11 protein-coding genes are annotated in these 14,562 nt (G+C 65.2%); 7 read left to right on the forward strand and 4 right to left on the reverse strand.

The window, feature by feature from the left end:
• Positions 1–42: 42 nt before the first annotated feature.
• Positions 43–3,141, reverse strand: a complete 3,099-nt coding sequence (locus JSS27_02780; GenBank protein ID MBS0207856.1) for a c-type cytochrome — start codon at positions 3,139–3,141, stop codon at positions 43–45.
• A gap of 178 nt (positions 3,142–3,319) precedes the next feature.
• Here JSS27_02780 and JSS27_02785 point away from each other — a divergent pair, with 178 nt between their 5' ends.
• The 5 genes from JSS27_02785 to JSS27_02805 all read left to right on the forward strand — a co-directional run bounded on the left by JSS27_02785 (position 3,320) and on the right by JSS27_02805 (position 7,934).
• Complete coding sequence (locus tag JSS27_02785; GenBank protein MBS0207857.1) at positions 3,320–3,586, forward strand: hypothetical protein; 267 nt, start codon at positions 3,320–3,322, stop codon at positions 3,584–3,586.
• Between the two features lie 170 nt (positions 3,587–3,756).
• Entirely contained in the window at positions 3,757–4,464 is a 708-nt protein-coding gene (locus JSS27_02790; GenBank protein MBS0207858.1) for a TetR/AcrR family transcriptional regulator, read from the forward strand.
• The gene (locus JSS27_02795; protein MBS0207859.1) at positions 4,448–5,584 is read left to right on the forward strand and encodes a DUF3500 domain-containing protein; all 1,137 of its coding nucleotides are present in this window, start codon (positions 4,448–4,450) and stop codon (positions 5,582–5,584) included. Before JSS27_02790 ends, JSS27_02795 begins: the two co-directional genes overlap by 17 nt.
• A gap of 201 nt (positions 5,585–5,785) precedes the next feature.
• Complete coding sequence (locus tag JSS27_02800) at positions 5,786–7,123, forward strand: Gfo/Idh/MocA family oxidoreductase (GenBank protein MBS0207860.1); 1,338 nt, start codon at positions 5,786–5,788, stop codon at positions 7,121–7,123.
• Positions 7,124–7,136: 13 nt separating this feature from the next.
• Complete coding sequence (locus tag JSS27_02805; protein ID MBS0207861.1) at positions 7,137–7,934, forward strand: HEAT repeat domain-containing protein; 798 nt, start codon at positions 7,137–7,139, stop codon at positions 7,932–7,934.
• Between the two features lie 184 nt (positions 7,935–8,118).
• Here JSS27_02805 and JSS27_02810 read toward each other — a convergent pair whose 3' ends face one another.
• Together JSS27_02810 and JSS27_02815 are read right to left on the reverse strand one after the other, a co-directional pair.
• Positions 8,119–8,955, reverse strand: a complete 837-nt coding sequence (locus JSS27_02810; GenBank protein MBS0207862.1) for a sugar phosphate isomerase/epimerase — start codon at positions 8,953–8,955, stop codon at positions 8,119–8,121.
• Between the two features lie 35 nt (positions 8,956–8,990).
• A complete protein-coding gene (locus JSS27_02815; protein ID MBS0207863.1) occupies positions 8,991–10,349 on the reverse strand; it encodes a membrane dipeptidase in 1,359 nt (452 codons plus the stop codon).
• Between the two features lie 261 nt (positions 10,350–10,610).
• Here JSS27_02815 and JSS27_02820 point away from each other — a divergent pair, with 261 nt between their 5' ends.
• Positions 10,611–12,542 carry a CocE/NonD family hydrolase gene (locus tag JSS27_02820; protein ID MBS0207864.1) on the forward strand — a complete coding sequence of 644 codons (1,932 nt, stop codon included), beginning with the start codon at positions 10,611–10,613 and terminating at the stop codon, positions 12,540–12,542.
• A 222-nt stretch (positions 12,543–12,764) separates the two neighbouring features.
• Entirely contained in the window at positions 12,765–13,862 is a 1,098-nt protein-coding gene (locus JSS27_02825) for an acetylxylan esterase (protein ID MBS0207865.1), read from the forward strand.
• On the opposite strand, the gene JSS27_02830 is transcribed toward JSS27_02825, so the two are convergent.
• Positions 13,832–14,545, reverse strand: coding sequence for a hypothetical protein (locus tag JSS27_02830; protein MBS0207866.1), 714 nt, complete (start codon positions 14,543–14,545; stop codon positions 13,832–13,834). The genes JSS27_02825 and JSS27_02830 overlap by 31 nt on opposite strands.
• Positions 14,546–14,562: the final 17 nt, after the last annotated feature.

Raw genomic sequence — 14,562 nt, forward strand, 5'->3', positions numbered from 1 at the left:
CGAACCACCCTCAGCCCGCAAGAGGCGAGGGTTGTAAAAGCGCTACTTCGTTTCCGCCGCCGCGGCGGCGCTGGGCGCGGCGGCCCCCTCGGGCAGCGGCACTTGCGTGCGCGTCATCAGGTATGCCACCAGGTTCGCGACTTGCTCGTCACTCAATGGTTGCAACTGCCCCTCGGGCATCAGCGACAGTTGCGACTGCTCCATCGTGTCGATGTCCTCGCGATCAACCGTCACGCGCTCCTTGGCCGTCTGCAAGGTGATCGTGCGCTCGTTCTGGGCGCGGATGATTCCGTTCAACACGCGGCCGTCGTTCATCAGGACGACCGACATCCGGAAATCGGCGGTCACCACGGCGCTGGGGTCGACGATGTTCGTGATCACGTATTCCAGGTTCTGCCGCCCCGCGCCGGTCAGGTCGGGACCAATCTCGCCCCCGTGACCATACAACCGGTGACAGTTCGCGCAGAGCGCGTTGAACACGACGCGTCCCTGGCCAGCGTCAGCCTTCGCCAGCCGCTCGTCGGTCAGCGTCTCGCGCAGCTTGCTCATCAGGGCCTGCTTGTCGGCCGAGCTGTCGCGAATCTCCCCCCAGACCTCGACCAGCCGCTTACCGAGCTTCGCGTCGTTGAAGCTGCGAATCTGCCGAGCCTGGAACGCCGAGAGATCGGCCGGGGCGATCTTGCCGGCGGCCATCTCGTCGAGCATGGCGGCCGCGAACGTGGGCCGCGAGACGAGCGTTTCCATCACCGCGCCGCGCTCCGACTGGTGGAACGAGCGATAGCTCTTGGCCAGCTTGACGCCGATCTTCGGGTCGTTGAACAGGGCGAGCCCGCGCGCCGCCACGCTGTTCAAGAACCGGACGCCGAGCAGTTGCTCGCAAATCTCGCGCAACTCGGGCGGCTTGCTTTGGATCAGAGTTTCGAGGGCCACACGGCGTTGATTCAAGTCGGCCTTGCCGTCCAGAGCGATCTTGCGGACTTCGTCGAGCGCGCGGCCGTCGCCGAACAGCACGCTTAAGTCGCGCAGCAACTCGCGCTGGTGTTCGTCACCGGTTTTCTCGACGGCGGCTTGTACCTTTTCCCACGACGCGGGCTTCGGCGCTTTGTGCAGGCCCGCCAGCCCGTCGGTCATGCCGGCCAGCGCGTCGGCCAGAAAGTCGGGATGGATGTCGACGGCAGCACTCAGCAATAGATTCAGCGGCTCTGGACGTTTTGACTGATCCTCCGACAGGCGGCGAGCGATCCACTGTCGCAACTTGGGCCACTTGGCGAAGGCAGCGACCGTTACGACTTGCTCGGGGTGAGCGTCGGCTACCGGGATCAGACCGAACCAGACCATGGCTGGCAGGTTGTGATCTTCGGCAAAAGCAGAGTCCTTCGCCAAGGTGAGCGCTAGTTGCCAACGATAGTTCACCGGCAGCCGTTGCAGGGCGCTGGCCAGCGCCAACTTGACCAACCCTGAATCGTCAGCGCTGGCGAGTTCGACTAATGGGACGAGTGGCTTCAATTCGATGTTCTTGGCCACGTTTGGCCCGGGGCCGAAGATCGTATCGATGGGCATGGTGTCGAGCGCCAGCCGCACGCCCCAGGTTCGCACGTGTTCATCCTTGTCACGGAGCAGCGTTTCGAGTGGCAGGCCCCGATCGAGCGCGTGCAACGTGCAGACCGCGCGCACCCGGTTCGCCGAGTCCGTGTCTTCGCGGGCGATCTTTTCGAGCGCAGCCATCGCCCCGCCCAGGTCCAATTCATCGCCAGACGCGGCGCGAGCCCGCAGCTCCAAGCGCGCCTGCCGCGCGAACCACTCGTTCTTGTGCTTGTGCAGCGCGACCAGCTCTGCGGCGTCGCGCTTCGACACGTCCATCGGCGGCTTGGCTGCGGGCGTGCCATAGGTCACGCGGAAGATGCGTCCCGACGTGCGATGCACGCCGTCGGCGTCGTGGCATTCGCCGGCGTCGCTCCAGTCGAGGATGAACACGCTGCCGTCGGGGCCATAGGTCAAGTCGATCCCTCGGAAAAACGGATCGGCCGAGAAGATCATGTCGGGGTTATGGTGGGCGACGTAGCCGCTCCCCTTGCGTTCGAGTTGCTCGTCGTTCACCCGCCGGCCGTGCTGGTTCAACGTGAACAACCGCCCGCGATATTCAGCGGGCCACTGGTCCCCCAGGTAAACCATCGCGCCGATGTGCGAGTGGCCGCCCCCCAGCCGGTCGTGCTCGCCCGTGGCGCTGCGCGAGTCGGCCCAGGTCTTGCCCGTGTCCCAGTGCCAATGGTCGGCGTGCATGTCGATGGCTTCGTAGACCCGCGGGTTCGGGTCGATGGTATGGGGTCGAACGAAGTGCGCCCCGGGGATTAGGTGCCACAAGTGGCCGTTCACCGTATTGATGAAGAACCCTTCGCCGTGCGCGTTCCAGTCGTGCCCCCAAGGATTGGTCGTGCCGTGGCACAGGGGCTCGAATGCCTTGCGCGTGGGATGATAGCGCCAGACGCCGCCGTTCAACGGCACGCGCTGTTCGACCGGCGTGCCGGGCGCGCCGATCTTGCCCGGCGCCGACGCGCCGCAGCGACCGTACAGCCAGCCATCGGGTCCCCACCGCAGGCCGTTGGCAAAGTTGTGAAAGCTTTCGGCCGGAATCGTGAAGCCGTCCAGGATCACCTGGGCCGGCCCGTCGGGCCGATCGTCCCGGTTGCGATCGGGAATGAACATCAACTGGGGCGGGCACATGGCCCAGACCCCTTCGGCGCTCCACTCGATGCTGGTCAGCGCCTGAATATCGTCGGCAAAGACGATCGGCTGCTCGGCGCGGCCGTCGCCATCGGCGTCGGGCAGAATGACAATTCGATCGCGCAGGGCCAACTCGAACTTCTTGGGCCGCTCGGCATAGGTGAAGTTCTCGGCAATCCACAGTCGGCCGCGCGGATCCCAACTGAGCGCGATCGGGTTGCGCACGTTCGGCTCGGCCGCAAAGACGTTGACCTGGAAGCCGGCGGGAACGCGCATCGTCGCGGCGGCCTTTTCCGGCGGCAGCGGCTCGCCGAACTTGGCCGGCTCGCTGTTGTAAGGCTGGGGGAACTCATCAGCCCAGGCCGTGACGGCCACGAACAGTGCAGAGAACACGATCGACAGAGAACTCAATCGGAACATAGCAACCAACTCGTGACGAGGTAGAACAACTGGCTGGATACAATAGGCAGGGAGACGTGCCATTGTCGCAGCCAAAACCGCGATTTGCTAGATTCCGGAAGGTCGCATTTGCGGCGTGAATTGAATACACTTCCAGCGAAAACTGGCCATCCCATGCCGCCAGGAGCAAACTGTTAACATGACGCCAAAGATCACTTCTGAACAACGCGAAGCCTTGGGGCGCAGTCCGGGCCCGGTTCTCGTCGAGGACGATCAGACGCAACGCGTCTATTTCCTGGTTGACCCTGCCACAATGGAAATCTTGCAAGCGCGTGAAGACTTGGCCGCCTTGCGCGAAGGAATTGCTGACATGGAGGCAGGCCGCGTCAGCCCCGTTGATGAAGTCATGGCGCGGATTCGCGCGCAAATCGCCCAGTCGCGTGCAGTGGTTCAAAGTGTCGATTGAACGCGGGCTGCGCGCGGGCCTTTGGCCCTGCGGCTAAACGGTCGGATTCCCCGCTCGTCTCCCTCTCCGCCGGCTCCGTGTCTTCCTCCGCGCCCTCTGTGTCTCCGTGGCAAATCCCCCCGCGGATTTTTTCCTTGACTAGAACATAATTCTAGAATAATGTTCTAGCCATGAGCACCGACCTGAAACGACGGAAACAGACCAGCAAGCGGCGGCGGTCGATCCTCGACGCCTCATTGCGCTGCTTTTTGCGGCACGGCGTCGAGGCCGCCACCATCGAGCAGATTCGCGATGCCTCGGGGGCCAGCTCGGGGAGCATCTATCACCACTTCGGCAGCAAGCAGGCCATCGCCGTCGCCTTGTACGTCGAGGGGATGGAGGAGCTCGCCGAGTTGTACCGGGCCGCGATGCAGGGCCAGACGTCCCTCGAAGCCGGCCTGCGCGCGATCGTGCGGAGCTACTTCCAGTGGGTCGTCAAGAATCGCGATTGGGCGATGTACCTGTTGCGGGTGGCCACGGCCGATCTGTCGGCCGACGACGCGGCCCACGTCGACGAGTTGAACCGCCGCACGCGGCAAGCCCTGAGCGCGTGGCTCTGCCCGTTCGCCGAGCGGGGCGAGCTGATCGACGTGCCCGACGATTTGTACACGTCGCTGGTCTTTGGCCCGCTGACGCACTTTGCCCGGCACTGGCTGGCGGGGCGTTTGAAGATCGACCCCGCGGTGGCCGCGCGGCACTTTGCCACCACCGTCTGGCTGTCGCTGACCGGTGGCACGTCAGAACGGACGTCGACGCGAGCCAAGGCCGCGACTCTGCCGCGCGGCTTACGAACCAAGAAAGATTCACGCCGGAGTAAAGATCATGCAAACGCCGGCTAAGCAAACCCTCTCGCGCCGCGCTATGATCAAAGCCGCCACGGCCGGCGCGGTGGCCGCCGCCTTGCCGGCTCGTTCGTGGGCCGCGTCCGACGGTGCGACCGCCGACGATACACGGCGGGCGATCAAAACGCTGTACGATTCGTTCACGCCCGAGCAGCGGCGCGAAGTCTGCTTCGACTGGGACTTTCGCGTCAACATCCAGTACAAGCGCAAGCCGCTGTGGCAGGCGGACCCGAACGGCATCTTGCTGCGGACCCATTTGGCCAACGCCTGGCTGATCACGCCGCACCGACTGGGAAGCGAGTTTTACACGGACGAGCAACGCGAGTTGGTGCTCAATGTCATGGGCACGACGTTTCGCCCCGCCTGGGTCAGGGCGTTGCAACGGCAGGCCCGCGACGACAGCGGCTTGCCGTGGGGAGGGGATCAGGCGCTGGCAATCTTTGGTGACCCGGCCAGTGGCACGTGCCAATGCGCGATCACCGGCTTTCACCTGACGTCGCGCGCGACGGTCCAGGATGAATCGTTGGCGGCGTTTGGCGGCGGCATTTCCCACGGGCATCAGCCGACGGGCTTCTATGAACAGTTCGGTCACCCGGGCAACATTTTTTGGCCCCAGGGCGAGACGGCCAACCAGGTTTACCAGTTTCTCGACAAGCGGCAACAGCGCGAGGCGCTGGTCGACGAGAACTTGCCGCTGTTCCAGTACGTGGGGGAAATTGATCGCACGACGGTCGCCGACGACACGCCTTGGGACGAGCCGCGCCGCGAGTCCGACATTCGCTTTCGCCGCCCTGGCGAGAAGTCGCCAGGCTTGTCGTTGGCGAAGCTGGGGCGCGAGCAGGTGTTCACGCTCGAAGGGTTGGTCGAGGCCTTGATCGCGCCGTACCAGCCACGCTATGCCAACCAGGTGCGCGATTGCTTGCGCGAGCAAGGGGGCCTGCCGGCTTGTTCGCTGGCGTTTTATCGCGAACGCGATCTGGGGCGTGACGGCGTGTGGGACAACTGGCGGCTCGAAGGGCCGGCGCTGACCTGGTTCTTCCGCGGCGCGCCGCATGTGCATATTTGGATTCACGTGGCCCGCGACCGCCGCGCGCCGATTTCGACGTACTTTGGTTGAGGACTTTAGCCATTGAACCCTTCTCCCACCGGGAGAAGGTGGCGGCGCTAACCGACGGATGAGGGTCCCGCGTCAGGCTGGTCTGGTACTCGATGCTGAGTTGACCCTCATCCGGCCTTCGGCCACCTTCTCCCGGAGGGAGAAGGGTTGCTGCGCGCCGCGTGATGGTTGAGACGTTCAAGGATCCTTGAGGGCGATGAGATGAAGAAACAATCGTCGATCAGTCGGCGCGCGTTCGTCGGGCGCACGGCGGTTAGCGCCGCACTGTTCGTTCGACCGGCACTGCTGGCCGCGCCGACGATCATTGCCTCGAGCAGCCTGAGCCGCGCGGCCGCGCCGGCGCCGAGCGATCGCACCGTCGTCGGGCTGGTCGGCTGTGGCGACTTTGGCCGCCGACAGCACTTGCGCAAGTTGCTGCTCACCAATCCCCGGGTGCGCGTGGGGGCGGTCTGCGACGTTGACGAGACCCATCGGGCCCTGGCCGCGCAAGATGTCGTCGCCTCGGGCGCAAAGGCCCCGGCGATGTATCACGATTTTCGCGATCTGGTGGCGCGTCCCGATCTGGACGCGGTGGTCGTGACGACGCCGGACCATTGGCACGCGCTGGTGGCTATCGCGGCCATGGAAGCCGGCAAGGACGTCTATTGTGAAAAGCCGTTGTCGCTGACCGTGGCCGAGGGACGCGCCATGGTGGCGGCCGCACGCCGCTACGGCGCAATCTTTCAGACCGGCAGCCAGCAGCGTTCCGACAAGTATTATTTCCAGCAGGCCTACGACCTGGTCCGCCGTGGCGCGATCGGCAAGCTGGAGCGAATTGCGCTGCACATCGGCTCGTCACCGACCGGCACCTGGCAAAAGCCCGCCACGCCGCCGGAGGGGCTCGACTGGGACTTTTGGCTGGGGCCGGCCCCGTACACCGACTACACGCCGAACGGTTGTCATTACTTGTTCCGCTGGCGCTCCGACTACTCGGGGGGCATGATGACCGACCACGGGGCGCACCAATGCGACATCGCCCAGTGGCTGATCGGCGCCGACGACTCGGGCCCCACGCACGTCGCGGGGAGGGGCGTCTTTCGCCCCGACCTGCCCAACGACGTGGCCATCAACTTCAACGTCGAGTTCACCTACGGGCAGCACCAGAACCTGAAAGTGTTGATGACCTCCGAGAAGTCACCGCGGTCGAACATTGTGGAAATCTATGGCAGCAGCGGCTGGTTGTCGGTCTCGCGGCGGCGGTTGCAAGCCGAGCATCCTGAAATCCTGAACGCCGACGCCGAGGCGGTCGACTATCAGAACCGACTGACCCAGAGCTATCAGCGGCATTACGAGAACTGGCTCGATTGCCTGCGCTCGCGCGAGCGACCGCGCTGCGACGTCGAGATCGGCCATCGCGCGGTTACGCTGTGCCATCTGGCCAACATTGCCGTGCGGCTCGACCGACCGTTGCATTGGAACCCTCAGCGCGAGCAGTTTGTCGGCGACGACGCGGCCAGTCGATTGCTGTCGCGGCCGATGCGCGGAACCTGGCATCTGTGAGCGGGAACAAATGATGAGCGCAGTCATGATCGAAAACGTGGCCGAACTGGTAACGCAGCTCGACAGCGACGATCCAGTGGTCGTGTCGCAGGCCCGGCGCGCGCTGCGGCAGGCGGCCGACGCGCTGATCGACCCCAAGAAAGCCGCCGAGCGCGGCGCGCTGGCTGATGCGCTGGTCGCTGAGCTGAATGCCAAGGTCGACCCGCCGGCGGGACCGCGAATGACCAATGTGCCCGATGGCGCGCCGCCGCCACAGATTCCCCAGCACGCGGCTGCGACGCGGCGCTACCTGTGCCAGATTCTGGCCACGATCGCCGACGACGCCCAAGTGCCCGAGCTGGCCCGTGCGTTGCAAGACCTTGATGTGCGCGACGCGGTGCGCGGCGTGCTGGGCTCGATCCCCACAATTGTCTCGGTGTTCGCGTTGACTCGCGAGTTGAATCGGGCCGTCGGCCCCGAGTTCCGCGCCGGCGTGCTCGGCGCGCTGGGACAAGGCCGCTGGCGCGACGCGATGGCAGCCACGGCCAACGCGCTCAAGGACTCGGACCCGACGGTACGATTGGCGGCGCTCGAAGCGTTGGCCAGCTTTCCCGAAGCGGGCAATGACAAGCTGTTCGCCGCGGCGACCCAGTCGGGGACGCCGCGCGAGCAAGCCCGGGCCTGGGCCGCGCGGGTGCGGCTGGCCGAGACGTTGTACTGGGCCGGCGAAACACGCGACGCCATGACGATCTACCAGCGAATCGCCGACGACCCAGCCGAAGGCCCCTGGCGCAAGGCAGCCCGCGTGGCGCTCGAGCGCGAGAAGGCCTAGCGCGCGAGTCAGTCTCAACCCTTCTCCCCCCGTGAGAAGGTGGCGGCGCTAGCCGACGGATGAGGGTTCCGCGTCAGGCTGGATTTGCACTGAACTCAGAGTTGACCCTCATCCGGCCTTCGGCCACCTTCTCCCCGGGGGAGAAGGGTTTGCGCGGGCCGCGTGATGATGGGTGCGTCGGCTTCTACGCCAACTTCGCCAGCGACGTGCGGACGTACTGGAGCGATTGCTTCATGCCCGGCAACGGGCTGTCGGCGTCGATCTCGTATTCCAGGCCCAGGTGCCCGGCGAACTTGGCGTCGAGCAGCGCCTTGAGCACGGCCGGAATGTTGATGACGCCGGTGCCGATGACGACGGGCTTCCCCTCGGCCGCGGCGGCGGTGACGTCCTTCAGATGGAAATCGTACAGCCGCTTGGCGCAGCGCTGGATGGCCGCCACGGGATCTTCGTTGATGCGAACCGTGTGGCCAACGTCGATGCAGATGCCCAGCCGCTCGTCACGATCCTCGACGGCTCGCAGCGCGTCGAGCGGCGACGGCCAACGCTTGTCGCCGGGGCCGTGATTGTGGATCGCGATGCGAATGTCGTATTCCTTGGCCAGCTTCTCGATCGTGTTCATCCCCTCGGGGTCGGGGCTGCAAACGATCGTCGGCATGCCGGCTTCCTTGGCGTATTCAAAGACACTGCGAATCTCTTCGTCTTCCTTCTTCATGTTCACCACGCCACAGCCCATCATCACCAGACCCGCCGCGGCGACTTTGTCATAGGCTTCGCGCCGCTCGGCCGCGGTCGACTTCATCGGCAGATGCATATCCTTCAGACAGATATAGCGCAGGCCCAGTTCCTTGGTCATGGCAATGGCCTGGTCCAGCGTGAACTTGCGCAGCGAGTAGGACGCCACGCCCACCTTCAGCCCCAGGTAAGGATCGGCCGCCGAGTCGGCCGCGCGGGCGGCGAGTTGTGGCAGCGCCAGCGCTGTCGCGCCGGCCAGAGTGGTTTGCAGGAATTGTCGACGTTGCATGATGGGTGACCTTGGTTGAGGTGGTTCCACAGAGCTTACTTAGCCGCGGCGCTCGACTCAATCGTGGTCGCGCGTTGATTCTCGCGCCAGACGCGCAGCACGTTCTCGCCCAGCACTTTGCGGATGGTGTCGTCGCCGTGGCCGCGCATCACCAGCCCGACGGTAAACAGGGGCCAATTGGTCCAAGCCAGGCTTTCAACCGCATGTTCCGCGGGTTTGAAGTGATCGGCCGGCCAGAGGTGCTCCCAGCGCGGGCCTTGCACTGACAGGGCTGACCGCCCATCGCCGCGCTTGCCCACCTTGTCGCGCTCGGCTTTGTCGAACCGCGAAACGTACGAAATGTCGGTGCCGATCGCCACGTGCTCGGCGCCGAATGTTTTGATGGCATAGTCCAGATGATCGAGCAGCGCGACCAAGTCACCCTTGGCCCCCAGGAACTTCGGAATGCAGCAGATGCCGATCAGCCCGCCGGTGTCGCAAATGGCGCGGATGGTGTCGTCGGGCTTGCCGCGATAATGCTTATGCAGCGCGGCACAGGTGGTGTGGCTGGCGACCATCGGCCGGCGCGACGCCAGGGCGGCTTCGCGGCTGGTGCGCCAGCCGCTGTGGGCGACGTCGACAATTACCCCCAGTCGATTCAACTCGGCGACCGCTTCGTGGCCAAAGTCGCTCAGCCCGCCATCGTTGGCCTCGCCGCAGCCGTCGCCGAGTGGATTGCGGCGGTTGTAGGTCAGGTGCATCATCTGCACGCCCAGCTCGTGGAACAACCGCACGTGGCGCAGCTCGTCGCGCGTGCTCTCCCAATGCAGTCGCAGCGGCACGCCATTGGTCGTGAAGGCCAGGCAGTGCCGACCGGCCTGTTTGGCCGCCGCGACCTGGGCGGGGCTGATCGCCTTGGCACAGTCCGGCGCCAGGTGATCGGTCGCGAACGTGAATCGCGACAGCCGCCTGATGAGCCGGAGCGGGTCGTTTCCTTCCTCGCCGGCGTTCTGAAAGATGCACGTCACGCCGGCCGCGCGCAGGGCGTCGAAGAACTCGCGCCGCTCGAGTTCGTTGGTCGCGGCCCGAGTCATCGACATCTCTTCGCGCAGATCGTTCAACTCGTCGTTCGTCGCGCCGCTGTCGACCGCCTGTTGATAGGCGGCGCCGTCGATGGCCGCGCGGGGGGCGAAACCATAGCTGTCAAAGACCAGCGACGCGGCATGCAGCTCGAGACCGTGCTGCAACTGGGCATCGCTCGGCGACAACAGGGACAGGCCGACCTGGCGCGCCCGCTGAATCGTCGGGTTGTCGCTGGCCAGCGGGCCGGCCTGCAAGCGCGCCGCGCCAAACAGGTGGCCGGCCGCCGCGGTGGCAGCCACGGTTTTGAGAAACTGTCGCCGAGGAAAGGGCATGGTGCGGACTTTCAAGGGGAGGAGCGGATGTGAGGGGACACTGAAACGCAGGCGGGGTGAAAGCCAGCATAGCCGGGGGGGAGGCGCGCCGCCACGAGCCGGCCGCCGAAATGGGTGTGACGGAACGGCGCAGGCGGCAACCCGGCGCGATAGAATGAGCGAATCGGCGAAACCAGCGAGCCACCGACGGGGTATCCATCGACGACTGCTCGCCGATCTTTGCCGCCCGACGTTTCTCCTTTGCCTATTCTCAGGTTCATCATGCCGCGTTGCTCGACGTTTGCTTTCGTAGCCGCTTCGTTCGCGTTCGCCGCTTGGTCCACGGCACAAGCCGCCGACGGCGCCAAGCAAGAGCCGCCGGCCCAGACGGCCGCGGCGCTGGCCGGGGCGCTCGACAAGCTGAACGCGCTGGTGCCGATGTTCGACAAGAACAAGGACCAGGTGCTGACCACGGCCGAGCAACTGGACATGGGCAAATACGTGGTGATGAATTACGGGCAAGACTGGGGGGACCGGCTCGACTATTTCCTCCGCAACGCCGACACGAACAAGGACGAAAAAGTCGACAAGGCCGAGTGGACCACGGCGATCGAAGGGCTGCGCAAATCGAAGCAGCTCGAACCGGTTCGCCAGACGGTGATGGTGCCGATGCGCGACGGCGTGCGGTTGGCGACCGACGTGTTTCTGCCCGGCGGCGCCGGGCCGTTCCCTGTCATCCTGATGCGCACTCCTTACAACCGCGCCAAGGGGGAAGGGTTTGCCAAGAGTCAGACCGCGCGCGGCTTGGCCGTCGTGTCGCAGGACATGCGGGGCCGCTTCGGTTCCGAGGGTGAGAACCTGCCGTTCATTGGTTGTGGCTGGGGCGAGCACCAGGACGGGGCCGACACCGTGGCCTGGATCCACCAGCAGCCTTGGTCCAACGGCCGGCTAGTGACGATCGGCGGTTCGGCCGGAGGTATTACGCAGAATTTCCTGGCGGCGAACGGCGCGCCGGGCGTCACGGCGCAACACATCTCGGTGGCCGCCGCCAGCATGTACCACCACGCCACCTATGTCGGCGGAGCGCTTCGGCTGGAACAGACCGACAACTGGACGCGGACCAATCGCTTTGACCCACGGGCTGGGCTGATCATCCGCGCGCATCCCAACTATGACGACTATTGGCGGACCCAGGACACGACACTGCGATTTGCCGAGATGAACACGCCGGCCGTCCACGTTGGCGGCTGGTTCGACACGTTTGCTCAAGGGACGATCGATTCGTTCGTCGGCCGGCAACACCACGGCGGGCCAAACGCCCAAGGCAAGCAGAAGCTGGTGATGGGCCCTTGGACGCACGCCGTCGGCAAGAACGAAGACGGCGCCGACCTGAGCTTTCCGAAGGTCGAGTTTCCCCAGGCCTACGACGTGGGGCGGTGGCTCGATTATCACCTGCTCAACGTCGACAACGGCGCCATGCGCGAGCCGGCCGTGGCCTATTACGTGATGGGGGACGTGCGCAACCCGGACGCGCCGGGGAACGAGTGGCGCTACGCCGACGATTGGCCCGTCGCGAGCCAGGCGACGCCGTTCTACTTCCGCAAAGGGGGGAGCCTGACCACCGACAAGTCGAGCGACGCGGATGACTCGCTGGCCTATCGCTTCGAGCCGGACAATCCTTGCCCGACGCTCGGCGGCTGCAACCTGACGATCCAGCGCGGGCCGCGGTTGCAGAACCCGATTGAACAGCGAACCGATGTGTTGACGTTCACCACCAACCCGCTGACGTATCCGATGGAAGTCACCGGCCGCGTGCGGTCCAAGGTGTTCATCAGCTCGTCGGCGGTCGACACCGACTTGTCGATTCGGCTCTGCGACGTGTATCCCGACGGCAAGAGCTACAACATGGCCGAGGGGATGCTTCGGCTCAGGCATCGCAACTCGTTCGAGAAGCCGGAACTGCTGACGCCCGATCAGCCCGTCGAAGTCGAGGTCGACTGCTGGTCGACCAGCGTGGTGTTCAACCGCGGGCACAGCATTCGCGTGACGGTCACGTCGAGCAATTCGCCGCGGTTCGACGTGAACCCCGGCACCGGCCGGCCGATGGCGCCGGGCGAGGCGGCAGTGGTCCAGGTGAATCGAATCTACTGTGGCGCCGATCGTCCGTCGCACATTGTCTTGCCCGTGGTCGAGCCACCCGCGGCAGGGAAGTAAGCGACGGTGTTGTTTAACTGCGGAGAAGAGTGAGCGCAGAGAGTTGTTTCGTCTTTAACCCTTCTCCCCCGGGGAGAAGGTGGTGAGCGCAGCGAACCGGATGAGGGTCCACGTGGCCTAATGTCACGCCTTCCACTCAGTCGACGCTGACCCTCATCCGGCCTTCGGCCACCTTCTCCCGGGGGGAGAAGGGTTTTGTTCACCCGTATGCTGATGGGTCACATGGTACGTTTCGCCACACTTTCGCTTCTCCTGCTGGTCGGCAGCGCATCGTTCGCCGCCGAGCCGACGCCAAAACAAGTCCCTTGGCTGGCCGAGGTGCAGCCGCGCGGTGTCGCGAGCAGCGAGCCGGCGCTTAGCCCGCTCTGGCCGGCCGGGCAGACGCTGACGCGTGAAAGCTGGCAGCCGCAGCGCGAGAAGCTGCGCAAGGCCTGGCTCGCTTTCCTGGGCCCCATGCCGGCCGCGCCGACCGCGACGTCGTTCAAAGTCCTGCGAACCGAATCACTCGACAAGGTCGATCGGCAGTTGATCGAGTACGAGAACGAACCGGGGCAGCACATCACAGCCTATCTGCTGCGGCCGCGCGGCGCCTTCTTTCGCCATTCACAGCCGGCACTGGTCGCGCTGCATCCCACGACCAAGGAAACGATCGACCCGATCGCCGGCGTCACGGGTGAGCCGAACAAGCACCTCGGGCTGTTCCTGGCCGAGCGAGGTTTTGTGGTCCTCTGCCCGCGCTGCTTCCTCTGGCAGGACGGGGCAACCTTGAACGACGCCGTGGCCGTGTTGAAGGCCCGGCATCCCGCGGCGCTTGGCATGCGGAAGATGTTGTACGACGCCCAGCGCGCCGTCGACATCGTCAGCAACGTCCCCGAGGTCGATCCGCTGCGCGTCGGCGCGGTCGGTCACTCGCTGGGGGCGAAAGAGACGCTGTACCTGGCGGCTTTCGACGACCGGATTCGCGCCGCCGTGGCCAGCGAAGGGGGGCTTGGCTTGCGTTCGACCAACTGGGACGCGCCGTGGTACTTGGGCACGGCCATCCACGAGCCCGGCTTCCCGCGCAACCATCACGAGCTGGCGGCGCTGATCGCGCCGCGGCCGTTCCTGGTGATTGGGGGCGAGCAAGGACGCGGCGCGGCCGACGGCCAGCGGAGTTGGCCCTATCTGCACGCGGCGTTGCCGATCTACCGCCTTTACGATGACGTCGCGCCGGCCGGGCTGTTGAACCACGGTCAGGGGCATCCGCTGCCGATCGCGCTGTTCGATCGGGTGGCCGAGTGGCTGACCGTTTACTTGCGATCGCCCGGCGACGGAAACTGACCCGGCGTCGGGCCGCCGGCCTGCGACAGCTTGAGCCCGATCAATTGGCCGATGAAAACCGCCACGTAGAACTGGCCGAACAACGACTCGAACCAGGCCAGCGTCTGGACGAAAGGAACCGCCGGCTCGATGTCGCCGGTGCCGATGGTGGTCAGGGTCGAGAAGCTCAGATGGTTGAACAGAAAGTGGCGCATCTGTTCGTCTTGCAACCGCCAGGCCACTTCATCGCGGACGTGAAAGCAGCCAGGGGCGACCATCTCGATGAGCAGATACAAGTTTCCCCACGCCACGCCGGCCAGGACCAGCCCCGAGAACGCGCCGATCACATGATCGCGGCGAATCCGCTTCAGGTTGAAGATCGTCCCCAAGATGGTGGTGACGCCGAACACCATGAACACGATTACCAGCGCCAGATTCCCCGCCCGGGCCCACGACCGGTAGGGCTCGTCGGCAAGATAGCTGATCGCCTCGCACACCACGGCGGGCACACCGGCCAACAAGGCGACAACGCGCTGCCAGCGCCGCTCGAGGATCACCATGAACACGGCCAGAAAGACCATGTAGCTGTACAGCTCGCTGCGAAAGTGCAACAGCGGCTGGACCAGCAACCCCACGCACAGCAGCGTGAGCAGCAGCGAGTGTTTGTGCTGGTCGATCCAATGGAACAGCGGTCCCAAGCTCACCGGTGGTGTGCCCCGTG

This window comes from Planctomycetota bacterium (genome assembly GCA_018242585.1).
GTDB lineage: Bacteria > Planctomycetota > Planctomycetia > Pirellulales > PNKZ01 > JAFEBQ01.